At 63.7% G+C, this 22,270-nt stretch carries 22 protein-coding genes; 11 read left to right on the plus strand and 11 right to left on the minus strand.

Going from position 1 to position 22,270, the window contains the following annotated elements:
* Positions 1 to 14: 14 nt before the first annotated feature.
* Entirely contained in the window at positions 15 to 932 is a 918-nt protein-coding gene (hemF, locus tag NRG23_RS19045; protein WP_009046232.1) for an oxygen-dependent coproporphyrinogen oxidase, read from the minus strand.
* A gap of 168 nt (positions 933 to 1,100) precedes the next feature.
* Between hemF and NRG23_RS19050 the strand changes: the two genes are divergently transcribed.
* Positions 1,101 to 2,078, plus strand: coding sequence for an NADPH:quinone reductase (locus tag NRG23_RS19050; RefSeq protein WP_009046231.1), 978 nt, complete (start codon positions 1,101 to 1,103; stop codon positions 2,076 to 2,078).
* Between the two features lie 52 nt (positions 2,079 to 2,130).
* Here the strand turns inward: NRG23_RS19050 and NRG23_RS19055 are convergent, their stop codons facing one another.
* The 3 genes from NRG23_RS19055 to NRG23_RS19065 form a co-directional block, all read right to left on the minus strand.
* On the minus strand, positions 2,131 to 2,688 hold the full coding sequence (locus NRG23_RS19055; RefSeq protein ID WP_007926207.1) for an L-threonylcarbamoyladenylate synthase: 558 nt from the start codon (positions 2,686 to 2,688) through the stop codon (positions 2,131 to 2,133).
* Positions 2,689 to 2,742: 54 nt separating this feature from the next.
* On the minus strand, positions 2,743 to 3,852 hold the full coding sequence (gene dprA / locus NRG23_RS19060) for a DNA-processing protein DprA (RefSeq protein WP_110175228.1): 1,110 nt from the start codon (positions 3,850 to 3,852) through the stop codon (positions 2,743 to 2,745).
* Between the two features lie 79 nt (positions 3,853 to 3,931).
* Positions 3,932 to 4,957: a LysM peptidoglycan-binding domain-containing protein gene (locus tag NRG23_RS19065; RefSeq protein WP_009046228.1), complete on the minus strand. Its 1,026-nt coding sequence runs from the start codon at positions 4,955 to 4,957 to the stop codon at positions 3,932 to 3,934.
* A 152-nt stretch (positions 4,958 to 5,109) separates the two neighbouring features.
* Between NRG23_RS19065 and def the strand changes: the two genes are divergently transcribed.
* The 5 genes from def to NRG23_RS19090 all read left to right on the plus strand — a co-directional run bounded on the left by def (position 5,110) and on the right by NRG23_RS19090 (position 9,821).
* Entirely contained in the window at positions 5,110 to 5,616 is a 507-nt protein-coding gene (def, locus tag NRG23_RS19070; RefSeq protein ID WP_009046227.1) for a peptide deformylase, read from the plus strand.
* Between the two features lie 69 nt (positions 5,617 to 5,685).
* A complete protein-coding gene (gene fmt, locus NRG23_RS19075) occupies positions 5,686 to 6,645 on the plus strand; it encodes a methionyl-tRNA formyltransferase (protein WP_016703938.1) in 960 nt (319 codons plus the stop codon).
* Positions 6,642 to 7,967, plus strand: a complete 1,326-nt coding sequence (gene rsmB, locus NRG23_RS19080; RefSeq protein WP_016703939.1) for a 16S rRNA (cytosine(967)-C(5))-methyltransferase RsmB — start codon at positions 6,642 to 6,644, stop codon at positions 7,965 to 7,967. Before fmt ends, rsmB begins: the two co-directional genes overlap by 4 nt.
* A gap of 24 nt (positions 7,968 to 7,991) precedes the next feature.
* On the plus strand, positions 7,992 to 9,365 hold the full coding sequence (gene trkA / locus NRG23_RS19085) for a Trk system potassium transporter TrkA (RefSeq protein ID WP_007932603.1): 1,374 nt from the start codon (positions 7,992 to 7,994) through the stop codon (positions 9,363 to 9,365).
* A 138-nt stretch (positions 9,366 to 9,503) separates the two neighbouring features.
* Positions 9,504 to 9,821 (plus strand): tetratricopeptide repeat protein, encoded by a 318-nt coding sequence (locus NRG23_RS19090; protein ID WP_009046223.1) that lies wholly within the window; start codon positions 9,504 to 9,506, stop codon positions 9,819 to 9,821.
* A gap of 165 nt (positions 9,822 to 9,986) precedes the next feature.
* Here the strand turns inward: NRG23_RS19090 and NRG23_RS19095 are convergent, their stop codons facing one another.
* From NRG23_RS19095 to NRG23_RS19105, 3 genes are all read right to left on the minus strand, one after another.
* Positions 9,987 to 10,226, minus strand: coding sequence for a pilus protein PilZ (locus NRG23_RS19095; protein WP_016703940.1), 240 nt, complete (start codon positions 10,224 to 10,226; stop codon positions 9,987 to 9,989).
* A gap of 70 nt (positions 10,227 to 10,296) precedes the next feature.
* On the minus strand, positions 10,297 to 11,184 hold the full coding sequence (locus NRG23_RS19100) for a lysophospholipid acyltransferase (RefSeq protein WP_023967681.1): 888 nt from the start codon (positions 11,182 to 11,184) through the stop codon (positions 10,297 to 10,299).
* Positions 11,185 to 11,228: 44 nt separating this feature from the next.
* Positions 11,229 to 11,792, minus strand: coding sequence for a DNA-3-methyladenine glycosylase I (locus NRG23_RS19105; protein ID WP_009046221.1), 564 nt, complete (start codon positions 11,790 to 11,792; stop codon positions 11,229 to 11,231).
* A gap of 81 nt (positions 11,793 to 11,873) precedes the next feature.
* Here NRG23_RS19105 and glyQ point away from each other — a divergent pair, with 81 nt between their 5' ends.
* From glyQ to NRG23_RS19125, 4 genes are all read left to right on the plus strand, one after another.
* Positions 11,874 to 12,827 carry a glycine--tRNA ligase subunit alpha gene (glyQ, locus tag NRG23_RS19110; protein ID WP_003177094.1) on the plus strand — a complete coding sequence of 318 codons (954 nt, stop codon included), beginning with the start codon at positions 11,874 to 11,876 and terminating at the stop codon, positions 12,825 to 12,827.
* Positions 12,824 to 14,878, plus strand: a complete 2,055-nt coding sequence (gene glyS, locus NRG23_RS19115) for a glycine--tRNA ligase subunit beta (RefSeq protein ID WP_007921024.1) — start codon at positions 12,824 to 12,826, stop codon at positions 14,876 to 14,878. Before glyQ ends, glyS begins: the two co-directional genes overlap by 4 nt.
* A gap of 7 nt (positions 14,879 to 14,885) precedes the next feature.
* Positions 14,886 to 15,419 (plus strand): D-glycero-beta-D-manno-heptose 1,7-bisphosphate 7-phosphatase, encoded by a 534-nt coding sequence (gene gmhB / locus NRG23_RS19120; RefSeq protein ID WP_016703942.1) that lies wholly within the window; start codon positions 14,886 to 14,888, stop codon positions 15,417 to 15,419.
* Between the two features lie 85 nt (positions 15,420 to 15,504).
* On the plus strand, positions 15,505 to 16,275 hold the full coding sequence (locus tag NRG23_RS19125) for a 1-acyl-sn-glycerol-3-phosphate acyltransferase (protein WP_037006036.1): 771 nt from the start codon (positions 15,505 to 15,507) through the stop codon (positions 16,273 to 16,275).
* A 173-nt stretch (positions 16,276 to 16,448) separates the two neighbouring features.
* Here the strand turns inward: NRG23_RS19125 and NRG23_RS19130 are convergent, their stop codons facing one another.
* From NRG23_RS19130 to NRG23_RS19145, 4 genes are all read right to left on the minus strand, one after another.
* Positions 16,449 to 18,767, minus strand: a complete 2,319-nt coding sequence (locus NRG23_RS19130) for a CHASE2 domain-containing protein (RefSeq protein WP_036985504.1) — start codon at positions 18,765 to 18,767, stop codon at positions 16,449 to 16,451.
* A 12-nt stretch (positions 18,768 to 18,779) separates the two neighbouring features.
* On the minus strand, positions 18,780 to 19,766 hold the full coding sequence (locus tag NRG23_RS19135) for a FecR domain-containing protein (RefSeq protein WP_028683592.1): 987 nt from the start codon (positions 19,764 to 19,766) through the stop codon (positions 18,780 to 18,782).
* Between the two features lie 199 nt (positions 19,767 to 19,965).
* Positions 19,966 to 20,655, minus strand: a complete 690-nt coding sequence (gene aqpZ, locus NRG23_RS19140) for an aquaporin Z (protein ID WP_007921032.1) — start codon at positions 20,653 to 20,655, stop codon at positions 19,966 to 19,968.
* 304 nt (positions 20,656 to 20,959) lie between these two features.
* A complete protein-coding gene (locus NRG23_RS19145) occupies positions 20,960 to 21,250 on the minus strand; it encodes a hypothetical protein (protein WP_016703945.1) in 291 nt (96 codons plus the stop codon).
* 231 nt (positions 21,251 to 21,481) lie between these two features.
* Between NRG23_RS19145 and NRG23_RS19150 the strand changes: the two genes are divergently transcribed.
* The gene (locus NRG23_RS19150; RefSeq protein WP_009041468.1) at positions 21,482 to 22,198 is read left to right on the plus strand and encodes a response regulator transcription factor; all 717 of its coding nucleotides are present in this window, start codon (positions 21,482 to 21,484) and stop codon (positions 22,196 to 22,198) included.
* Positions 22,199 to 22,270 lie beyond the last annotated feature (72 nt).

Here is a 22,270-nt window from a genome sequence, read left to right on the forward strand (position 1 = left end):
CCGGCTGCAACGCTTTACGCAGAGCCCGCCAGCCAGTCGCGGTCCTGCAGGAAATATTCGGTCAGGCGCGCTTCTTCGCTGCCCGGCTCGGCTTTCCAGTCGTAGCCCCAGCGCACCTGCGGCGGCAGGGACATGAGGATCGACTCGGTACGCCCGCCCGATTGCAGGCCGAACAGGGTGCCGCGGTCGTAGACCAGGTTGAACTCGACATAGCGGCCGCGACGGTACTCCTGGAACTCGCGCTGCTTCTCGGTATAGCCCAGGGCCTTGCGGCGCTGGACGATCGGCAGGTAGGCCTCGAGGTAGGCGTCGCCGATGGCGCGCATGAAGGCGAAGCTGGTGTCGAAGTCCCACTCGTTGAGGTCGTCGAAGAACAGGCCGCCGATGCCACGTGGTTCATTGCGATGCTTGATGTGGAAGTAGCTGTCGCACCAGGCCTTGTAGCGCGGGTAGACGTCCGGGCCGAACGGAGCACAGGCCTTTTCGGCGACGCGGTGCCAGTGCACACAGTCCTCTTCGTTGGCGTAGTAGGGGGTCAGGTCGAAACCGCCGCCGAACCACCAGACCGGCTCTTCGCCTGCTTTTTCGGCGATGAAGAACCTTACGTTGGCGTGGGAAGTCGGCACATGGGGGTTGTGCGGGTGGATCACCAGCGACACGCCCAGCGCCTCGAAGCCACGGCCGGCCAGTTCGGGCCGGTGGGCGCTGGCGGACGGCGGCAAGCCGCTGCCGAACACGTGGGAAAAGTTGACGCCGCCTTTCTCGATCACCGTACCGTCGGCAATCACCCGGGTGCGCCCGCCACCGCCGGCCGGTCGGGTCCAGGCGTCTTCGACGAAGCGCGTACCGCCGTCTTCGGCTTCCAGGGCAGCGCAAATGCGGTCTTGCAGGTCGAGCAGGTAGGCTTTTACGGCCTCGGTGCGGGTAGTCATGGCATCACCTTGAATCGGGCAAAGCTACGCGGCGCCAGGGATACAGCAGGGGGCCTGCGCAAATGGGCGCGTAGCATAACACTGCGTGGGGGCCGGTCGCAGTTGACGGCGGTCAAGCATAGGAGTCCGATAAGGCACTTTCGCGACACGACCGAGGAGAGAGTGCAGATGGCCAAACGTATCCAGTTCCGGGCCCATGGCGGCCCGGAAGTACTCGAGTATGTGGATTACCAACCCGCAGAACCGGGCCCGCAACAGGTCCGCGTGAGCAACAAGGCCATCGGCCTGAATTTCATCGACACCTACTACCGCAGCGGTCTCTACGCGCCACCGGCCTTGCCATCGGGCCTGGGTGCCGAAGGGGCCGGGGTGGTCGAGGCGGTGGGCAGCGCCGTGACCCGCTTCAAGGTCGGCGATCGCGTGGCTTATGGCAGCGGTCCGCTGGGTGCCTACAGCGAGCTGCATGTACTGCCCGCGGACAATCTGGTGCACCTGCCGGACAGCATCAGCTTCGAACAGGCGGCCGGGGTGATGCTCAAGGGCCTGACCGTGCAGTACCTGCTGCGCCAGACCTACGAGCTCAAGGGCGGTGAAACCGTGCTGTTCCACGCGGCCGCCGGCGGTGTCGGGCTGCTCGCCTGCCAGTGGGCCAAGGCCCTGGGGGTGAAGCTGATCGGTACTGTCAGCTCGCCGGAAAAAGCCGCGCTGGCGAAATCCCTCGGCGCCTGGGAAACCATCGACTACAGCCATGAAGACGTGGCCAAGCGCGTACTGGAGCTGACCGACGGCAAGAAATGCCCGGTGGTCTACGACGGCGTGGGCAAGGACACCTGGCTGACCTCGCTGGACTGCCTGCAGCCACGGGGTCTGATGGTCAGCTTCGGCAATGCCTCGGGCGCGGTGGAGGGGGTCAACCTGGGCATCCTGGCGGCCAAGGGCTCGCTGTATGTCACCCGTCCGACCCTGGGCACCTACGCCAACAATGCCGAGAACCTGCAGGCCATGGCCGACGATCTGTTCGGCATGATTACCAGCGGCAAGCTGAAGATCGAGATCGGCCAGCGTTATCCACTGGCGGACGCGGCGAAGGCGCAGACCGAACTGTCGGCGCGGCGCACCACGGGTTCGACCATTCTGCTGCCTTGAAATGCATCGCGGGCGGCGATCCGACTTGCCCGCGATAAACGATGACGCGGTGTCAGGCCGGACGCACGATCTTGCCGGTCACCAGGTCGCGGATCAGGCTCGGGTTCTTGCGCCCGCCCAGGCTGCCGCCCAGGACCATGTCCAGCTGCCCGCGGAAATACTGCTCGACGCGAATCCGCGTGCGGGCGGCCGGGCGCCCCTGGGGATTGGCCGAGGTGGAAATCAGCGGCCCCACCAGCGCACATAACTCGCGCACCAGTGGATGATCGCTGACCCGCAAGGCCACGGTGTCGTGGACCCCGGTGACCCATTCCGGCAACAGATTCTGATGGGGTACCAGCCAGGTGTTCGGGCCTGGCCAGGTGCTGGCCATGCGATCGAGCCATTCCTGGGGGAAATCCTCGAAGAGGAAATCGAACTGGCGGATGTTGTCGGCGATCAGGATCAGGCCCTTGTCCACGGAGCGCGACTTGATGGCCAGCAACCGGTCCACCGCCTCTTCGTTCCACGGGTCGCACCCCAACCCCCAGACTGCTTCGGTTGGGTAGGCAATCACCGCCCCTGCGCGAATTTCTCGTGCGGCTTGTTGCACACGCCAACTGCTGACCATTGCTGACTCTCCGGATTAAGGCTGTGCGCAGTTTACCGATCCTGCTTATAAAGCCTAGCCTTTTGCCCGGGCATACCAGCAGCCTGCTTCACATACCGCATGGCCCTCCAGCTCCAGCTCCGTAAGCGCCGCCAGCACCCTGGACAGGCTCCAGCCACTGGCCTGCACCAGGCCCTCGCTGGTCTGCGGCGCAGCATGCAACAGCGCCAGCAATGGGTGCGTGGGCGCGACTGGTGGCGGGGCTGGGGATAACGACAGCCGTTGCCAGCCACGCAGGGCTTCGAGGATATGTTCGATGGTTTCCACCAGCACCGCGCCATCACGAATCAGCTGATGACAGCCCCGGGCCCCGGGGTGATGGATCGACCCGGGTATCGCATACACCTCGCGGCCTTGTTCGGCGGCGAGCCGGGCGGTGATCAGCGAACCGCTGGCGACGCTGGCCTCCACCACCAGCACGCCAAGGGACAGGCCGCTGATGATCCGGTTGCGCCGGGGAAAGTGGCTGGCGTGGGGTCCGGTCTCCAACGGGAACTCGGAAACCACTGCGCTGCCCTGGGCGATCATGGCGTCGGCCAGGCGTCGATTGCGCTGTGGATAAAATTTTTCCAGGCCGGTGCCGAGCACGCCGACGGTCTGCCCGCCGACCTCCAGGGCAGCCTGGTGCGCCGCGCCATCGATCCCCAGCGCCAGGCCGCTGGTGATGACAAAACCGGCCGCGGCCAGGCTGCGGGAAAAGGCCGCGGCGGTGTCCATTCCAGGCCTCGAAGCGCGACGACTGCCAACCACCGCCAACTGCGGTTTTTCCAGGATCCGCGGATCGCCGGCGACAAACAGCAGCGGCGGCGCATCGGCAATTTCATTCAACAACGGCGGGTAGTCAGGCTGGTCCCACATCAGTAAATGCTGGCCCGGACGCTCCAGCCAGGCCAATGCACGGCTGGCGCCATCACGCACCTCGGCGTTGCGCCGGGCCTCGGCCGCACTCGCCGGCAGGCCCAACGCACGCCAGGCACTGGCCGGCGCGCTGATGGCCTTGGAGGCCGAACCGAAGGCTTCGAGCAACAGCTGAAAACGCTTCGGGCCAAGGTCCGGCAAGCGGTGCAAACGTAGACGGGCTTCCAGTTCCGCGGGGGAAACCGGAGCCTGGGCAGGCAGTGACATAGGATCATCCTTGATCGTTATAAGCCCGGCTGAAGCAGGAATAAGCTGTGGATAACTCTGTTGGTAACTTGTTGAGGGTTTACGGGTTACGCACCTTGTCCATGATCGCCAGGGAGCGGGAAGCATTGAGCACCAGGCCGTAGCTGAGTTTGTCGTAGGTGCGGAAAACCATCAGCAGACCGGCCCGCTCATCCGGCATCTTCACCTGGCCGCCGGCCACCCGATCGCGCACGGTTTCACCGGTCTTCAGCACCGCCAGCACATTGCCTTCAGCCAGGCCATCGCGCCGCCCCTTGTTCAGCGTCACCACGTCCAGCGCGCCGATCTGGGTGACGCCCCGTGGCACGTCGATGATCAGGCCCTCGACCGCCCGGCTCGGCGGGCTGGGGACAAAGGTCGAGTTGATGACCCGCGGCTCGCCGCTGAACAAACGGTCGCCCAGGCGCACTTCCTGGGTGGTGCGCTGCAATTGCAGGGTGGCGATATCGCCCTCGACCGCGACCACCTCGCCGCCGCCGATCTCGTCGGCGTTGATCCCCAGCACTTCGCCGCTCTGCGGGTCGGTGTAGGTCTTGCCCTGGCGGAAGATGCCGTAGGCCGATTGTTCCGGGTCGAAGCGGCCGCGCGCGAAGATCCGGTCGCCGGTGCCGCTGAGCACCCGTTCGGCATCGCCGGCGACTATGTAGGGCGCACTGTCGAAGGTCTCGGCCCGGTCGAGGATGCGGTTGCTCAGCAGAAAGCTGTCGATGGCCTGCAGTGGAATGGTCGGGATCGCCTCGGCCAGCGGCGTGCGGCGCACCTGAGGCGACAGTTTGACCGTACCCCGGGAAGCGCCGCGCTCCAGGGTCAGGCGTGGTTCGCCATTGACCTGTACCAGCGCCAGGGAGTCGCCGGGGTAGATCAGATCGGGGTCGGCGAGGCTGGAATTGGCCTGCCAGAGCGCCGGCCATTGCCAGGGATCGCGCAGAAAGCGGTTGGCGATGCTCCACAAGGTATCGCCCGCCACCACGGTGTAGCGCTGTGGGTAACCCTCCCGGAGCGGCACCTGCGCCTGGCCGAAACCGGCCCAGCCCACGAGCAGCAAGGCGAGTAGTGATTTCCTCATGCGGTGAATCCCTTTATTATGTGTACTCGCGTGAAACGCCAGCGCCTGTGCGCTCCCTGCTCCTGATCGAGCACGTTTTACAACGGTTGCCCTTCCAGACCCCGCAAGGCCTCCGACTCCGAACTTACTTCACACGTGTAGCAATTACGCTTATGGCCATTTTAAACATCCTCGAATTCCCCGACTCGCGCCTGCGCACTATCGCCAAACCAGTGGCCGTAGTGGACGACGAAGTGCGTCAGTTGGTCGACGACATGTTTGAAACAATGTATGAGGCGCCCGGCATCGGCCTGGCCGCTACCCAGGTCAACGTGCACAAGCGCATCGTGGTCATGGACCTGTCCGAAGACCGCAGCGAGCCACGGGTGTTCATCAACCCAGAGTTCGAACCGCTCACCGACGAAATGGGCCAGTATCAGGAAGGCTGCCTGTCGGTACCGGGCTTCTACGAGAACGTCGATCGTCCGCAACGCGTGAAAATCAAGGCCCTGGACCGTGACGGCCAGCCTTACGAACTGATCGCCGAAGGCCTGCTCGCGGTGTGCATCCAGCACGAATGCGACCACCTCAACGGCAAATTGTTCGTCGATTACCTGTCCACGCTCAAACGCGACCGGATCAAGAAGAAGCTGGAAAAGCAGCATCGTCAGCAGGCTTGATCCCCTTCTTCCAAAGGCTTGCAGCGGCAAGCCTTTTTCTTTTCTGCGTATTTATTAGCGAGAATTCCCATGACTGAGCCACTGCGCATCGTCTTTGCCGGTACCCCGGAATTTGCCGCCGAACACCTCAAGGCCCTGCTCGACAGCCCCTACGAGATCGTCGCGGTCTACACCCAGCCGGACCGGCCGGCCGGACGCGGGCAAAAGCTGATGCCGAGCCCGGTCAAGCAACTGGCGCTGGAGCACGATATCCCCGTGCTGCAGCCGCCAACCCTGCGCAACGCGGAGGCCCAGGCCGAACTGGCGGCCCTCGCGCCGGACCTGATGGTGGTGGTCGCCTACGGCCTGATCCTGCCGCAGGCGGTGCTGGATATTCCGCGCCTGGGCTGCATCAACAGCCACGCTTCGCTGCTGCCACGCTGGCGCGGGGCGGCGCCGATCCAGCGCGCCGTGGAAGCCGGTGACGCCGAGAGCGGCGTGACCGTGATGCGCATGGAAGCCGGCCTGGACACCGGGCCGATGCTGCTCAAGGTCCGCACCCCGATCAGCGCCACCGACACCGGCGGCAGCCTGCATGATCGACTCGCCGAAATGGGCCCGCCGGCCGTGGTGCAGGCCATCGCCGGCCTCGCTGCCGGAACCCTGCAAGGCGAAGTGCAGGACGACAGCCTGGCCACCTACGCCCACAAGCTGAACAAGGACGAAGCACGGATCGACTGGAGCCGCCCGGCGCTGGAACTGGAGCGCCTGGTACGGGCCTTCAACCCCTGGCCGATCTGCCACAGCACGCTCAATGGCGAAGCCCTGAAAGTGCTGGCCGCCAGTCTCGCCGAAGGCAAGGGCGCCCCGGGAACCATCCTCGGCGCCAGCAAGGACGGCCTGCTCGTCGCCTGCGGCGAGCAGGCGCTGTGCCTGACTCGCCTGCAATTGCCCGGCGGCAAGGCGCTGAACTTCAGCGACCTGTTCAACAGCCGGCGTGAGAAATTCGCCACCGGCACCGTGCTCGGACAAGCGGTGGACGCTCAATGAACCCGCGTCTGGCCGCAGCCAAGGCCCTGACCTCGGTCCTCAATGGCAAAGCCTCGCTCAACAGCTCGCTGCCAACCCTGCTGGACAAGGTCGAAGTGCGCGATCGCGGCTTCACCCAGGACCTGGCGTTCGGCACCGCGCGCTGGCAGCCACGGCTGGCGGCGCTGGCGGCCAAGCTGTTGCAGAAGCCGTTCAAGGCGGCCGATGCCGATGTCGAGGCGCTGCTGCTGGTGGGCCTCTATCAATTGCTCTACACCCGCGTCCCGGCGCATGCCGCCATCGGCGAAACCGTGGGCTGCGCCGACAAACTGAAAAAGCCCTGGGCCAAGGCGCTGATCAATGCCGTGCTGCGCCGCGCCCAACGTGAGAGCGAAGCGCTGTTCGCCGAGCTGGAGCGCGACCCGGTGGTGCGTACCGCCCATCCGCGCTGGCTGCAAAAATCCCTCAAGGCGTTCTGGCCCGAGCAGTGGGAAGCCATCTGCGCGGCCAACAACGCCCACCCGCCGATGATCCTGCGGGTCAACCGTCGCCATAAATCCCGCACGGCCTACCTCCAGCTGCTGAGCGAAGCCGGTGTCGCCGCCAAGCCTTGCGTCTACAGCCAGGACGGCATCGTCCTCGATGAAGCCGCCGACGTGCGCAGCCTGCCGGGCTTCGCCGAAGGCTGGATCAGCGTGCAGGACGAGGCCGCGCAACTGGCCGCCGAGCTGCTGGAGCTGGCGCCGGGACAACGGGTGCTGGACGCCTGCTGCGCGCCTGGCGGCAAGACCTGCCACATCCTCGAAGTCGAGCCCGCGCTGGCCGGCGTGGTCGCGGTGGACTTGGAAGCCAAGCGCCTGGTGCGCGTCCAGGAAAACCTCGACCGCCTGGGGCTGAACGCCGAGCTGATCGCCGCCGACGGCCGTGACACCGCTGCCTGGTGGGACGGCAAGCCGTTCCAGCGCATCCTGCTGGACGCGCCGTGTTCGGCCACCGGGGTGATCCGTCGCCACCCGGATATCAAGCTCACCCGTCAGGCCGACGACATCGCCGCCCTGGCCACCTTGCAAGGCGAACTGCTGGACACCATGTGGTCGACCCTGGAAGTCGGCGGCATCCTGCTGTACGCCACCTGCTCGACCTTGCCGACCGAAAACACCGAGGTGATCGAGGCGTTCCTGGCCCGGACCCCGGGCGCTCGCGAACTGGACATCGGCGGGCAACTGGGCCAGCCTCCGGCCGGCCTGAAGCAGCCCCACGGTCGCCAGTTGCTGGCGCAAGAGGGCGGCCATGACGGGTTCTACTACGCCAAGCTGATCAAGATTGCCGCCGCGCGCGGTTAAGAAAGGTTCTAAGGGAGTGACTGGATGAAGATCATCATCCTCGGAGCAGGGCAGGTGGGCGGCACGCTGGCAGAGCATCTGGCCAGCGAAGCCAACGACATTACAGTGGTCGACACCGATGGCGAACGCCTGCGCGATCTCGGCGACCGCCTGGACATCCGCACCGTACAGGGCCGCGGTTCGTTCCCGACGGTGCTGCGCCAGGCCGGCGCCGACGATGCCGACATGCTGGTCGCGGTGACCAACAGCGACGAAACCAACATGGTCGCCTGCCAGGTCGCCCATACCCTGTTCCACACCCCGACCAAGATCGCCCGGGTCCGCGAGGCGGCCTACCTGACCCGCGCCGGCTTGTTCGACAACGAGGCGATTCCGGTCGACGTGCTGATCAGCCCGGAACAGGTGGTGACCAACTACATCAAGCGCCTGATCGAACACCCCGGCGCCCTGCAGGTGATCGACTTCGCCGAAGGCAAGGCCCAGCTGGTGGCGGTCCGGGCCTATTACGGCGGGCCGCTGGTGGGGCAACAACTGCGCCAGCTGCGCGAGCACATGCCCAACGTCGACACCCGCGTCGCGGCGATCTTCCGCCGTGACCGGCCGATCCTGCCCCAGGGCGATACGGTGATCGAGGCCGACGACGAAGTGTTCTTCATCGCCGCCAAGGCCAACATCCGCGCGGTGATGAGCGAGATGCGCCGCCTCGACGAGTCCTACAAGCGCATCGTCATCGCTGGCGGCGGGCAGATCGGCGAACGCCTGGCCGAAGCCATCGAAAGCCGTTACCAGGTGAAGATCATCGAGATGAACCCGGCGCGTTGCCGCTACCTCTCGGACAACCTCGACAGCACCGTGGTCCTGCAAGGCAGCGCCTCGGACCGCGACCTGCTGATGGAAGAGAACATCGCCGACGCCGATATCTTCCTGGCCCTGACCAACGACGACGAGGCCAACATCATGTCCTCGCTCCTGGCCAAGCGCCTGGGAGCGAAGAAGGTGATGACCATCATCAACAACCCGGCCTATGTCGACCTGATCCAGGGCGGCGATATCGACATCGCCATCAGCCCGCAGCTGGCGACCATCGGCACCCTGCTGGCCCACGTGCGCCGTGGCGATATCGTCAGCGTGCACTCGCTGCGCCGTGGCGCGGCGGAAGCCATCGAGGCGATCGCCCATGGCGATGCCAAATCGAGCAAGGTGATCGGCCGCGCCATCGAGGACATCGCGCTGCCGCCAGGCACCACCATCGGCGCGATCATCCGCGACGAGGAAGTGCTGATCGCCCATGACGACACGGTGATCGAGGCCGGCGACCATGTGATTCTGTTCCTTGTGGATAAAAAACATATCCGCGATGTGGAGAAGCTGTTCCACGTGGGGTTGAGCTTCTTCTGATCCGGGACCTGCGCTGTCAGGACCGGTCAATCGCGAGCAAGCTCGCTCCTACAATGGAAGGCGTACATCCCTGTAGGAGCGAGCTTGCTCGCGATAGCTGTCTCGAATACGCCACCTAACCGTCGAAGGAGCCCTCCCATGCTCGAATCCCTGGAAAAAATGCTCGCCAAGGGTATGGATAACTCGCTGCTGCGCTTCGGCCTGGGCAAGGGTTATCTGGATCTGCACGAATACGCCAAGGCCGCCGAGCACCTGCAACGCTGCGTCGGTTTCGACCCCAAGTATTCGGCGGCATGGAAGCTGCTGGGCAAGGCCTATCAAGGCCTGGAGGATTATCCGGCGGCGCGCCAGGCCTGGGAGCAGGGCCTGGAAGCGGCCCGCGGGCATGGCGACAAGCAGGCGGAAAAGGAAATGACGGTGTTCCTCAAGAAACTCGAGCGCCAGACCAAAGGCTGACTGTAGCCGCTGCCGAGTGAGCGAGGCTGCGATCGACCGCGAAGCGGTCGTAGAACCAGACGCCGCGATCTGCCAGACACTCCTGCTGCGCAGGTTTAGCGAGGACTGCGTCCTCGTACGCAGCCTCGCAAGCTCGGCAGCGGCTACAGGCGATGTCCGAACGCTTCAGAGATAACGCAGGCCGATGCCCTCGGCGTCCACCAGCACCACTTCCATCTTTACCCGTGGGGCGCTCATCGGCAGGCCTTGCACCTGGCCGTAGACCACCGCGCCCTTGGGTAGCGCCGCCAATGCCGGGTGCTTGACGTAGACCCCGCTGGCAGACAGGTTGCGCGTCTGGCCCAGGCATTCGCCGAAGCTTTCGTGCTGGATCTTGATCCTCAGGGATTTGCGCGAATCGGGCATATGCTGTGCTCTGCTTCAACCTTTGTGGATAACCTTGGGCGAAAGGTTATCCACAGATCGTGCCAGGCGGTCAGTACCAGCGTTCTTCGCCGGCCGGACGTTTCTTGAAACGCTTCATGCTCCACATGTACTGGCTCGGATAAGCCCGCACATAGCGCTCGACCACCTGGCTCATCGCCGCGCAGGAGGTTTCGGTATCGGTGCTGTACATCGCATCCGGCGCGGCTTCGAGGATCACCTTGTAGCCGGAACCGTCGGGCAGGCGCAGCGCATGCAGGAACACCCCGACCGCCTTGCCGCCGGCCAGCATGTTCGGCACGAACTTGCTGGTCAGCGCCTTGGTGGCGAAGAAGGGCACGAAGATCCCGGCGGATTCGGCCGGTTCCGGGTCGGCGGGAATGCCCACCGCACCACCTTTGCGCACTTCCTTGATGACGCTGAGGATGCCTTCCTTGGTGGACGGCGCCACGCGGTTGCCCAGTTGTACCCGCTGTTTCTGCAGCAGGTCGTCCACCGCCTTGAGCTTCGGCGGGCGATAGAAAATGATCGGTTTGCACTGGCTGCAATAGAAGTGGTTGAGCACTTCCCAGTTGCCCAGGTGGCTGGTGATGCCGACCACACCCTTGCCCGACGCCAGCGCCTCTTGCAGCACCTCGAGGCCCTCGACTTCACGCACCAGGGCGATCGAGCGCTCGGCCGGCCAGATCCAGGCGCAGGCGCTTTCGGTCAGGGATTTGCCGATGTCTTTCAGGCTCTGTCCCACTAAACGCTCGCGCTCGGCGGCGTCCATCTGCGGAAAGCACTTGGCCAGGTTGATCCGCACCACATCGCGGGAACGGTTGGGGGTCTTCCACATGATCCAGCCGATGGCCGAACCGACCGCCTGCACCGCGCGCCAGGGCAGCAGGGCAAACAATCGCAGAGCGCCCACCAGCAGGGCGCCTTTAAACTTATCCACAGGTGACTCCTGATATCCGGGTCATGAACCTTGTCGCAAGCCGGTTATTCTAACCGCCCGTTTGCCAGGATGGCGTAGCGATCGCAGTCGCGGGTGTGATCCATCACCATGCCCGAAGCCTGCATCAGCGCATAACAGATGGTCGGCCCGACAAAGGTGAAGCCGGCCTTTTTCAGACCCTTGCTCATCGCCTCGGCCTCTGGAGTCACCGCCGGAACCTCGCTGCGGTCCTTGAAATGATTGACCCTGGGCACCCCGCCGACGAACGACCAGAGGAATGCCACCGGGTCCTCCAGCGCCATCCAGGCCTGGGCATTGCGCCGCGCGGCAGCGAGTTTCAGGCGATTGCGGATGATCCCGGGATCGAGCATCAACTCGTCGATTTGTGCATCGCTCATCTGTGCCACGCGCTGCACATCGAAGCCGAACAGCACCTGGCGATAGCGCTCGCGCTTCTTCAGGACGGTGATCCAGGACAGGCCGGCCTGGAACCCTTCGAGCAATAACAACTCGAACAAACGCTGCGCATCGCGTAGCGGCACGCCCCACTCCTGATCGTGGTACGCCATGTACAGGGGATCTTCGTTGCACCAAAAGCAGCGTGGCATAAGGCTCCAGTGGGCGTGCGCACAACTGAATCGGGTATACTCCCGCTCTTTAAATCGCAGCCCAAGTAACAGGTGAATTTCGTGAGCCAGCCTACGCCAGCCGTGCGTACCTTCCAAGACTTGATCCTCGCCCTCCAGCAATACTGGGCCGAGCAAGGTTGTGTGGTACTTCAGCCCTACGATATGGAAGTAGGCGCCGGCACTTTCCATACCGCCACGTTCCTGCGCGCCATCGGCCCGGAAACCTGGAACGCCGCTTATGTGCAGCCCAGTCGTCGCCCGACTGACGGCCGCTACGGCGAAAACCCGAACCGTCTGCAGCACTACTACCAGTTCCAGGTGGTCTTGAAGCCGAACCCGGAAAACTTCCAGGAGCTGTACCTGGGCTCGCTCAAGCACGTCGGGCTCGACCCGCTGGTGCACGACATCCGTTTCGTCGAAGACAACTGGGAATCGCCGACCCTCGGCGCCTGGGGCCTGGGCTGGGAAGTCTGGCTCAACGGCATGGAAGTGACCCAGTTCACCTACTTCCAGCAAGCCGGTGGCATCGAGTGCTACCCGGTGACCGGCGAGATCACCTACGGCCTGGAACGCCTGGCCATGTACCTGCAGGGCGTGGATTCGGTCTATGACCTGGTCTGGGCCGACGGCCCGTTCGGCAAGGTGACCTACGGCGACGTGTTCCACCAGAACGAAGTGGAGCAGTCGACCTACAACTTCGAACACGCCAACGTCGAGAAGCTGTTCGAACTGTTCGATTTCTACGAAAGCGAAGCCAAGCGCCTGATCGAGCTGGACCAGCCGCTGCCGCTGCCGAGCTATGAAATGGTCCTCAAGGCCTCGCACACCTTCAACCTGCTGGATGCCCGTCGCGCGATCTCCGTGACCGCGCGTCAGCAGTACATCCTGCGTGTGCGCACCCTGGCGCGTTCCGTTGCGCAAGCCTACCTGCTGGCCCGCGCCAAGCTGGGCTTCCCGATGGCAACCCCGGACCTGCGTGATGAAGTGTTGGCTAAGTTGGAGGCGGCACAATGAGTGCGCAAGATTTTCTGGTTGAACTGGGCACTGAAGAACTGCCACCCAAAGCCCTGAACACCCTGGCCGAAGCCTTCCTGGGCGGTATCGAAAAAGGCCTGCAGGCCGCCGGCCTGAACTTCGAGACCAAGCACGTCTACGCCGCACCACGCCGCCTGGCGGTGCTGATCAGCGGCCTGGCCACCCAGCAGCCGGATCGCAGCATCAACCTCGACGGCCCGCCGCGCCAGGCCGCCTTCGACGCCGAAGGCAACCCGACCCAGGCCGCCCTGGGCTTCGCCAAGAAATGTGGCGTGGACCTGAGCGAAATCGACCAGAGCGGGCCGAAGCTGCGCTACAGCCAGAGCATCAAGGGCAAGCCGACCGCCAGCCTGCTGCCGACCATCGTCGAAGACTCGCTGAACGACCTGCCGATTCCAAAACGCATGCGTTGGGCTGCGCGCAAGGAAGAGTTCGTGCGTCCGACCCAATGGCTGGTGATGCTGCTCGGTGACCAGGTCATCGACTGCACCATCCTCGCCCAGAAAGCCGGTCGCGACTCCCGCGGTCACCGCTTCCATCACCCGCAAAGCGTGCGCATCACCTCGCCGGCCAACTATCTGGACGACCTGCGTGCCGCCTATGTGCTGGCCGACGCCAACGAGCGTCGCGAGCTGATCAGCAAGCGCACCGAAGAACTGGCGCGCCTGCAGGAAGGTACTGCCATCGTTCCAGCCGATCTGCTGGACGAAGTGACCGCCCTGGTGGAATGGCCGGTGCCGCTGGTGTGCTCGTTCGAGGAACGTTTCCTCGAAGTGCCGCAGGAAGCCCTGATCACCACCATGCAGGACAACCAGAAGTACTTCTGCCTGCTGGACGTCGACGGCAAGCTGCTGCCGCGCTTCATCACCGTGGCCAACATCGAAAGCAAGGACCCGCGCCAGATCATCGAGGGCAACGAGAAAGTCGTTCGCCCACGCCTGACCGACGCCGAGTTCTTCTTCAAGCAGGATAAGAAACAGAAGCTCGAAGACTTCAACCAGCGCCTGCAGAACGTGGTGTTCCAGGAGAAGCTGGGCAGTGTCTACGACAAGGCCGAGCGCGTCTCGAAACTGGCCGCGTTCATCGCCCCGCGCATCGGCGGCGACGCCCAGCGCGCCGCGCGCGCGGGCCTGCTGTCGAAGTGCGACCTGGCCACCGAAATGGTCGGCGAGTTCCCGGAAATGCAAGGCATCGCCGGTTACTACTACGCCCTCAATGACGGCGAGCCGGAAGACGTCGCCCTGGCGCTGAACGAGCAGTACATGCCGCGTGGCGCCGGCGCCGAGCTGCCAAGCACCGTCACCGGTGCCGCCGTGGCCATCGCCGACAAGCTCGACACCCTGGTCGGCATCTTCGGCATCGGCATGCTGCCAACCGGCAGCAAGGACCCGTACGCGCTGCGTCGTGCCGCGCTGGGCGTGCTGCGCATCCTGATCGACAAGAAGCTCGACCTGGACCTGACTGAAGCCGTGGCGTTCGCCGTCAGCGCGTTCGGCAGCAAGGTCAAGAGCGCCGGCCTGGCCGATCAGGTCCTGGAGTTCATCTTCGACCGTCTGCGTGCCCGTTACGAAGACGAAGGCGTGGATGTCGCCACCTACCTGTCGGTCCGTGCCCTGAAGCCGGGTTCGGCCCTGGACTTCGACCAGCGCGTGCAGGCCGTGCAGGCCTTCCGCAAGCTGCCGGAAGCCGCTGCGTTGGCCGCGGTGAACAAGCGCGTTTCGAACCTGCTGAGCAAGGTCGAAGGCAGCGTGCCGACCACCGTGGAAGCCAAGTACTTCGACAACGCCAACGAGTTCTCCCTGTACTCGGCGATCCAGCAAGCGGACCAGGCCGTGCAGCCAATGGCCGCGGCGCGTCAGTACAGCGAGACCCTGGCCCGCCTGGCCGCCCTGCGCGAGCCGGTCGACGCCTTCTTCGAGAAGGTGATGGTCAACGCCGAAGACGCCAACGTGCGGGCCAACCGCTACGCGCTGCTGGCACGTCTGCGGGGTCTGTTCCTCGGTGTCGCCGACATCTCGTTGCTGGGGTAAGGCGTACGTGAAACTGCTGATTCTCGATCGGGACGGAGTGATCAATTACGACTCCGACGCTTACATCAAATCGGTGGAGGAGTGGATTCCGCTCCCCGGCTCGGTCGAAGCCATCGCGCAGTTGAGCAAGGCCGGCTGGACGGTAGCGGTCGCTACCAACCAGTCGGGCATCGCTCGCGGTTACTACGATGTCGCCACCCTCGACGCCATGCACGAGCGCCTGCGCGCCCTGGTGGCCGAGCAGGGCGGCGAACTCGGCCTCATCGTGTACTGCCCCCATGGCCCGGACGAAGGTTGCGCCTGCCGCAAACCCAAGCCCGGCATGTTGCAGACCATTGCCCGGCACTACGAAGTGGATCTGGCTGGTCTATGGTTTGTGGGCGACAGTCTCGGTGACCTGGAAGCCGCAAAAGCCGTCGACTCTCAGCCAGTTTTGGTAAAGACCGGGAAAGGCGAAAAGACCCTGGGGAAAACCCTACCGGTAGGCACCTTGATTTTTGACGACCTGGCGGCAGTTGCCGCTGAACTTATCCACAATTAGAGAGTTCTTCTGACATCCTGGCCAAGGACTGTTCGGGAGTGCGCTTTTTTAGAGGCGGGCAATGCCCGCAACGGTAAACGCCGCTATGTCGATCCTGCAGGCAATCAGAACCTTCTTCTTTTACCTGCTGCTGGGCACCAGTTCGTTGCTGTGGTGCTCCCTGAGCTTTTTTATCGCGCCCTTCCTGCCGTTCAAGGCGCGCTATCGCTTTATCAACGTCTATTGGTGCCGCTGCGCGTTGTGGCTGGCCAAGGTGTTTCTCAAGATCAACGTGGAAGTGAAGGGCGCGGAAAACGTCCCCGAGCGTCCATGCGTGATTGTCTCGAACCACCAGAGCACCTGGGAGACGTTCTTTCTCTCGGCCTATTTCGAACCGCTGAGCCAGGTGCTCAAGCGTGAACTGCTGTACGTGCCGTTCTTCGGCTGGGCCATGGCCATGCTGCGTCCGATCGCCATCGATCGCGACAACCCCAAGGCCGCGCTCAAGCAGGTCGCCAGCAAGGGCGACGAGCTGCTCAAGGACAATGTCTGGGTACTGATCTTCCCGGAAGGTACCCGGGTGCCTTACGGCCAGATGGGCAAGTTCTCCCGCAGCGGCAGCGCCCTGGCGGTCAACGCCGACTTGCCGGTGCTGCCGATCGCGCACAATGCCGGCAAATACTGGCCGAAGACCGGCTGGGTCAGGCACCCCGGCACCATCACCGTGGTGATCGGTGCGCCGATGTACGCCGAAGGCTCCGGACCACGGGCCATCGCCGAGCTCAACGACCGGGTCGCAGCCTGGAATGAGCAGGCGCAGCGGGACATGGGTTCGCTGCCTCCGGTAGCCGCGGCGCCGGACAAGATGGCCATCTGAGTTTCTGTGGATAACCTGTGTACCGTTTTATGGATAATCGCTATATAAAATTCGTAAGCAGATGATTTATATACATATTTCATAAACCCATAAAACTCCGGAAAACGTGCATAAGTTTTCTGGATACGAAAAAAACCGGCCCTGGAGCCGGTTTTTTTTTCGCCTGTCGATATTCAGTCCGTGAGCAGGGGTAATTGCAGGCTGAAGGTTGTCCCCTGGCCGACCACACTACGGCAGACAATCCGCCCTTCATGCCGGTCGACCACCGCCTTGACCATCGACAACCCCAGCCCCAGGCCTTCGCTGCCCTGGGCCGAGGCGAAGCGCTGGTACTGCACGAACAGCTGCGGCAGCTCATCGGCCGCAATGCCTTTGCCCTGGTCGGTGATATCGCAGGTCAGCCAGCCTTCTGTGCAAGCGACTTGCACCCGGACGGTCGAGCCCGACGGGCTGTACTTAATGGCGTTTTCCAGCAGATTGAACAAGGCCCGGGTCAGCAGGGATTGATCGGCCAGCACCATGCCTTCGGCGTCGTCGTCGAGGTCATGCACCAGCTGGATGTTTTTCAGCTGGGCGATGGTCATGGCCTGGTCGAATGCATCCAGCACCAGCATGGCGAACATGCTCGGCTGGAACTGATAGGCCTCGGACTCGGCCTTCGCCAGTTGCACAAAGGCTTCGGTGAGCCCCAGGGCGCGACGCACCTGCAGTTCGATCTGGCTGTAGATCCGTGTATCGCCCGAGCCCTGGTGCCGCTGCACATCGAGCAAGGCCAGGATCGCCGAATGGGGCGCGCGCAGGTCATGGGACAGGAAGCGCAACAGGGTGGCCCGCTGCTGCTCGGCATCCCGCTCGAGGCTCAGGTCGGTGAGGCTCAGCAGCCAGCCGATCGGCGTATCGCTGTCGATCGGCAGCAAGGGCGCCAGGTCCACGCGCAGGCTGCGCTGTTCGATATCCCGAAATTCCAATGGCTGCAGTTGCGACAGGGCAGGGCGTTGCCCGTCCTGCAAACCGGGATAACCCAGGCCGGCCAACTGGTGGACCAGGTCCTCGCCGATCAGCGCGTTGCCAAACACTTCACGGGCGTTGCGGTTGGCCAGCAACACGCGGCCGTCCGGATCGCTGATCAGGGTGGCCACCGGCAGGTATTCCAGGCCGTCGGCAATGAACCGGCGGGTGTCGCGGGTGCGGCTCAAGGCCTGCTCCAGGGCCACGATCTGCCCCTGCAGCACATCCCCGGCGGGGGTCTGGGTGCGCCGGCGTTCGGGCAGTACCTTGGGTTCGCTGTCCAGGCGCGCCAGCTCCCAGCCAAAGTAGGCCAGGATCACGCTCAGGCGACGCCAGTTCCAGATCAGGTAAGCCAGCAGCATCCCCAGCAGACTGGCCACCGGCGGCCACCACAGTCCCAGGCGCAGCAGCCCGGCCGAACCGAGTAGGGCCGCCGCCATGCAGGCCAGGGTCAACCACAACGCATGCCGCGGCCGTACCAGCAGCAATCCCAGCAGGGCCGCCACCAGCAGCACCGACAGCGCCGCGGCCGGCCATTGCCCCAGGGCAACGATGGTGCGCTGCTGCAACAAGCCATTGAGCAGGTTGGCCTGGATCTCGATGCCTGGGGTGGTGCCGACGCTGGCCGACTGCGGGGTGACGTAACGGTCGCCCAGGCCGGGAGCGGTGGTGCCGATCAGGATCAGCTTGTCACGCAACAACTCCGGTGGGACTTCACCGCGCAATACGCTGACATAGGGAACACTGGGGAACCCGGCCTGGGTGCTGATGAAGGGGATGCGTATTTCGTTGCTGCGCAGCCAGCCCTGGGTGATCTGCGCGGTGTCCGAGCCAGGCATCGACAGGGCAGTGCCCACCGGGTGCGCCTGTTGATAAAGCAGCCAGGCCAATTGTGCCTTCGGCGCCTGCGGTGGGCCTTCGCGCAGATAGACGCTGCGGACCGTGCCGTCGGTATCGGCCTCGGCATTGATATGGCCGACCGCCTTGGCGCACTGACTCAACGGGGCCACAGGTTCGATCTCACCCAGCGGCTGGCCATAGCGGGCCACGCTCTCGCGCAGCAGGGGCAGGAATACCTGGCCTTCGCGGCAGATCGCCTGGGCCAAGTGCTGATCGTTCTCGGGGACGCTGTCGGGTTCGCTGAAGATCACGTCGAACAGCACGCCCTGGACCTTGGCCGCCGTCAGCCGATCCAGCAGGTCGGCGTGCAGGGTGCGCGGCCAGGGCCACTGGCCCAGCTGCTGCAGGCTGTAGTCGTCGATGGTGATCATCAGCAGGCGTGAATCGACCGGCAACGGGCTGAGCCGTCGCAGGTTGTCATACAGCAGGTTATTCAGCGCCAGTCCGTGGCTCAGCGACAACAGGGCGGTCAAGGGCAGCAGGATCAGGCTGACCCATGCCCATTCCCGCACCAGACCGCCAAACAGTCGCTGGGCTTGCGTCGGCTCCCGGCCCTCGGGTCGGCGCCAGCGCCTCACCGACAAACCGCCGCGTACTTACTGAACACGCGTGGTCCTGGGGTAATAGAAGATGTCATAGACCCCCGTCTCTCCTTCGAGTCCGTGCTCATCGAAAGCAGAAAGGCGGACATGATAAAAAAAGGCTTCCAGGCCGCTGAAGTTGACTTCCGGCGTGCTGGAGAACTGTTCCTGCTTGATATTGAGGAAGCTTTTGTCGGTCGCCACCTGGGCCCGGTAACGCTTGGCGCCCGGCAAGGGCTTCATGATCAGCTGCCAGACCGGCAGATCGCCCGTCTGGCCCGCCTGGCCCATCAGCTGCGGCGCAGGTAACAGATCGACTGGCTTCAACGGGCCTTCTTTCTGGATACGCAAACCTTGGCGAGCCATGACCTGCACTTCACCGGGAACCGGCCCGACCGGTTTATCCACAGGGCGTTTCTTGCCCTTGGTCTGTTTCGGCGCTTCGTCGTCTTCGCGGTTGACCGCTACCTGGCCGTTGAGCACTTCCACCAGCGACTGCTGATCGTCGTTACGCACCCGGAAGTGCGTACCGCGTACACCCAGCACGCCGATCGGCGTGACGATCTGGAAACGGTCGTAATCGCTCGGGCGCTTGATGACATAGGACTCGATCTGCCCCTGTTCGAGCGCGACCTGGGGGATCGCATGTTCTTCGTTCAGGTGCAGGGTGATCTGGGAACTGGAGGGCAGCACCACCAGCGAGCCATCGCCCAGGGACAGGCTGACGAATGCCGAAGGCGAGGTCTTTACCCCTTCGAGTTCATCGACGCTCATGCCTTCTTCCAGGGGTACCTGGTTGCCCTTGGCATCCAGCTTCCAGGCTTCGCCCGTGAGATGCTCGACCGTCGCCGGCAGCGGCTGGCCACGGCATTGCTGGTTTTCATCGATATAGGGAGGGCGCTTGGGCGCGGCGACGGCAGCCTGCGGCATGGAAAAGGCCAGTGTGCTGCCGAGCAGAAATGAAACGAGCATGGCCCGGTGGCGGATGTGCAAGGAGGTCATGGGTTCATGGGTCCGTAGTCGCGCTCTTCTGAAGTCCGTGCCATTAGAACTGCATTGTTAGCGTTCTGACCATACCTCTTGAACCAAGGCCGGCCAGGGTCATTCCATTACGGGACAAACAGCACAACCGCTAAAGAGCGGCTGCGCTGTTTGGCTCCATGCCGGCCGGATGCGAATCAGCGCATCCGACCCGCTCAGGTCAGTCCCGCTCGATGGAGATCAACCGATAGGCCAGGGCTCCCAGCCCTGCGCCCAACAGCGGCGCTACCCAGAACAGCCACAGCTGGGACACTGCCCACTCGCCGGCGAAGAAGGCGACCGCGGTGCTGCGAGCAGGGTTGACCGAGGTATTGGTGACCGGAATGCTGATCAGGTGGATCAGGGTCAGCGTCAGGCCAATGGCAATCGGGGCAAAACCGGCTGGCGCGCGCTTGGCGGTGGCGCCCAGGATGATCAGGAGGAACATCGCCGTGAGCACGACTTCGGTCAACAGCGCAGCGAACATCGAGTAGCCGCCAGGGGAGTGTTCACCGTAACCATTGGCCGCGAAGCCGGCCGAAGCGTCGAACCCGACCTTGCCGGAGGCGATCAGGAACAGTACGCCACCTGCGGCGAGTCCACCGAGCACCTGGGCGACGATATAAGGCAGCAGTCGGCTACCCGGGAAACGCCCGCTCAACCACAGGCCAACCGAGACCGCGGGGTTGAGGTGAGCCCCGGAAATCGGACCCAATGCGTAAGCCATAGTCAGGACGCTCAGGCCAAAGGCCAGGGCTACCCCCAGATAACCGATCCCGAATTGCGGAACACCGGCCGCCAGCACGGCGCTCCCGCACCCGCCCAGGACCAACCAGAACGTACCGAAAAACTCAGCGCCGAATGTCTTCATCAGAGGCCTTCACAGATAAAAAATGAGGAATTGTTTGTTGGCTGGCGGCGCCGTGGGGCCGCGCGGGAGAGGAGGGATGACACATCCCTGTGTCGGAGCATTACGTCCTGAGGAGGCACTCCCTGTATTCCCCTGTACTGCAAACCGAAGACAAGCCCCGGCCTGACGTCCGCCAATCCGGCGGTTGACACTCCCTGTGTCGGAGCACTTCCGATTGCCCCTGTGTGCCACTCAGCGACTACGAATTTACCGGCATGCCGTGGAGGCCGGGCCGGTTTGCAATATTTGTTCAGAATTGTCTGATCTAGAACACCCAACGCTGCTGCTCCTGATAGACCATAGGCTGCGCCGTCTGTGTCTGTGGCGCGCTGATCGGGGCGAAGCCCTGGGAGTCGCTGAACCCGATGGTGGTTACGGACGGGCTGAAATAACGCTGCACCGGCAAGGCATAGTCCGAAGACGGCAGCGCAGGCTGCTCCGCGGTCGACCCCAGGCTCAGGCAAGCCGCGAGCATCAGAGTGGTAAATCGAGCCAGGTCCGCTGCCTGCGCAATGCCTGCGTAGAGCAACCGCCCCTTCCCCAGGATGTTCCCCATAGTTCTTTTCCTTGCACGTTCGAGCCGGTATCGTTCTGCAACGAATGCAGGCCGGATGGACAGTGCTCCTGTCGGCTACCGGCTATATGACATCAGCGTACCGAGCAAAGGTGTGAACCAGAGCAATTCGCCACAATTGTTCAGATTCGTCTGATCAGCCTAAACTCAGCGCCAGGAAAGGCCTCAAATAAAGCCATCAGCATTCTCTCGCGATAAAAGGAACTGCCCCGCATGCGTGTCGCAATACTGGATGACGAGCCCGCCGAACTGGCGCGGGTGGAACAGACACTGCGACAGATCCCCGGCCCCGGGGAACAACCATGGACGCTGCACAGCTTCGAGCGTGGCGAGGACCTGCTGCGGCAGCTGCGGCGCGAAACCTTCGACCTGCTGATTCTCGACTGGCAGCTGCCGGACCTCAGCGGACTCTCGTTGCTGCGCTGGACCCGCGAGCACATGGAGGCGCCACCGGCGGCCATCATGCTCACCAGCCGCGATGCCGAGAGCGATATCGTCCAGGCCCTGAATACCGGGGCCGACGACTATGTGAGCAAACCTTTCCGCCCCAACGAACTCAAGGCACGGGTGACCGCTGTCCTGCGTCGCCACGGCTTGCAGCGCTCGGCGGCCGTCGAGGTACAGACCTTCAACGACCTGGCCTTCGACGACGCCGAGCTGACCGTGACCCGCGCCGGCAACCCGATCAGCCTCACCGAACGCGAATACCGCCTGGCCCGCTGCCTGTTCGCCAACCTGGGTCGGCCGCTATCCCGGGAATACCTTTATGAGCGTTTCTGGACCCATGAGGAAATCGTCTCCTCCCGCCCCCTGGACACCCACATCTACCGCCTGCGCAACAAGCTGGGGCTGACCGCGGATCGTGGCTGGCAGCTGCTGACCATCTATGGTTATGGCTATCGCCTGGAAAGTGTTTCGGCGGCCGAGTAGGGCCCCTTTTAGCCGGGCAATAAAAAAGGCCAACGCTGAGCGTTGGCCTTTTTCATTTCGGCGATGCAACCC

The organism is Pseudomonas sp. T8, assembly GCF_024610635.1.
Taxonomy (GTDB): Bacteria; Pseudomonadota; Gammaproteobacteria; order Pseudomonadales; family Pseudomonadaceae; genus Aquipseudomonas; species Aquipseudomonas chlororaphis_I.

Excerpts from the sequence above, each read along its gene's own strand:
- NRG23_RS19095 (WP_016703940.1), bottom strand. The coding sequence starts at position 10,226 with ATGCCCGATTCGCGCAAATCCCTGAGGATCAAGATCCAGCACGAAAGC.
- dprA (WP_110175228.1), bottom strand. The coding sequence starts at position 3,852 with ATGTCACTGCCTGCCCAGGCTCCGGTTTCCCCCGCGGAACTGGAAGCC.
- hemF (WP_009046232.1), bottom strand. The coding sequence starts at position 932 with ATGACTACCCGCACCGAGGCCGTAAAAGCCTACCTGCTCGACCTGCAA.
- NRG23_RS19055 (WP_007926207.1), bottom strand. The coding sequence starts at position 2,688 with ATGGTCAGCAGTTGGCGTGTGCAACAAGCCGCACGAGAAATTCGCGCA.
- fmt (WP_016703938.1), top strand. The coding sequence starts at position 5,686 with ATGACTGAGCCACTGCGCATCGTCTTTGCCGGTACCCCGGAATTTGCC.
- rsmB (WP_016703939.1), top strand. The coding sequence starts at position 6,642 with ATGAACCCGCGTCTGGCCGCAGCCAAGGCCCTGACCTCGGTCCTCAAT.
- NRG23_RS19150 (WP_009041468.1), top strand. The coding sequence starts at position 21,482 with ATGCGTGTCGCAATACTGGATGACGAGCCCGCCGAACTGGCGCGGGTG.
- NRG23_RS19090 (WP_009046223.1), top strand. The coding sequence starts at position 9,504 with ATGCTCGAATCCCTGGAAAAAATGCTCGCCAAGGGTATGGATAACTCG.
- NRG23_RS19065 (WP_009046228.1), bottom strand. The coding sequence starts at position 4,957 with ATGAGGAAATCACTACTCGCCTTGCTGCTCGTGGGCTGGGCCGGTTTC.
- def (WP_009046227.1), top strand. The coding sequence starts at position 5,110 with ATGGCCATTTTAAACATCCTCGAATTCCCCGACTCGCGCCTGCGCACT.
- NRG23_RS19050 (WP_009046231.1), top strand. The coding sequence starts at position 1,101 with ATGGCCAAACGTATCCAGTTCCGGGCCCATGGCGGCCCGGAAGTACTC.
- NRG23_RS19145 (WP_016703945.1), bottom strand. The coding sequence starts at position 21,250 with ATGGGGAACATCCTGGGGAAGGGGCGGTTGCTCTACGCAGGCATTGCG.
- NRG23_RS19105 (WP_009046221.1), bottom strand. The coding sequence starts at position 11,792 with ATGCCACGCTGCTTTTGGTGCAACGAAGATCCCCTGTACATGGCGTAC.
- NRG23_RS19135 (WP_028683592.1), bottom strand. The coding sequence starts at position 19,766 with ATGACCTCCTTGCACATCCGCCACCGGGCCATGCTCGTTTCATTTCTG.
- NRG23_RS19125 (WP_037006036.1), top strand. The coding sequence starts at position 15,505 with ATGTCGATCCTGCAGGCAATCAGAACCTTCTTCTTTTACCTGCTGCTG.
- trkA (WP_007932603.1), top strand. The coding sequence starts at position 7,992 with ATGAAGATCATCATCCTCGGAGCAGGGCAGGTGGGCGGCACGCTGGCA.
- aqpZ (WP_007921032.1), bottom strand. The coding sequence starts at position 20,655 with ATGAAGACATTCGGCGCTGAGTTTTTCGGTACGTTCTGGTTGGTCCTG.
- glyS (WP_007921024.1), top strand. The coding sequence starts at position 12,824 with ATGAGTGCGCAAGATTTTCTGGTTGAACTGGGCACTGAAGAACTGCCA.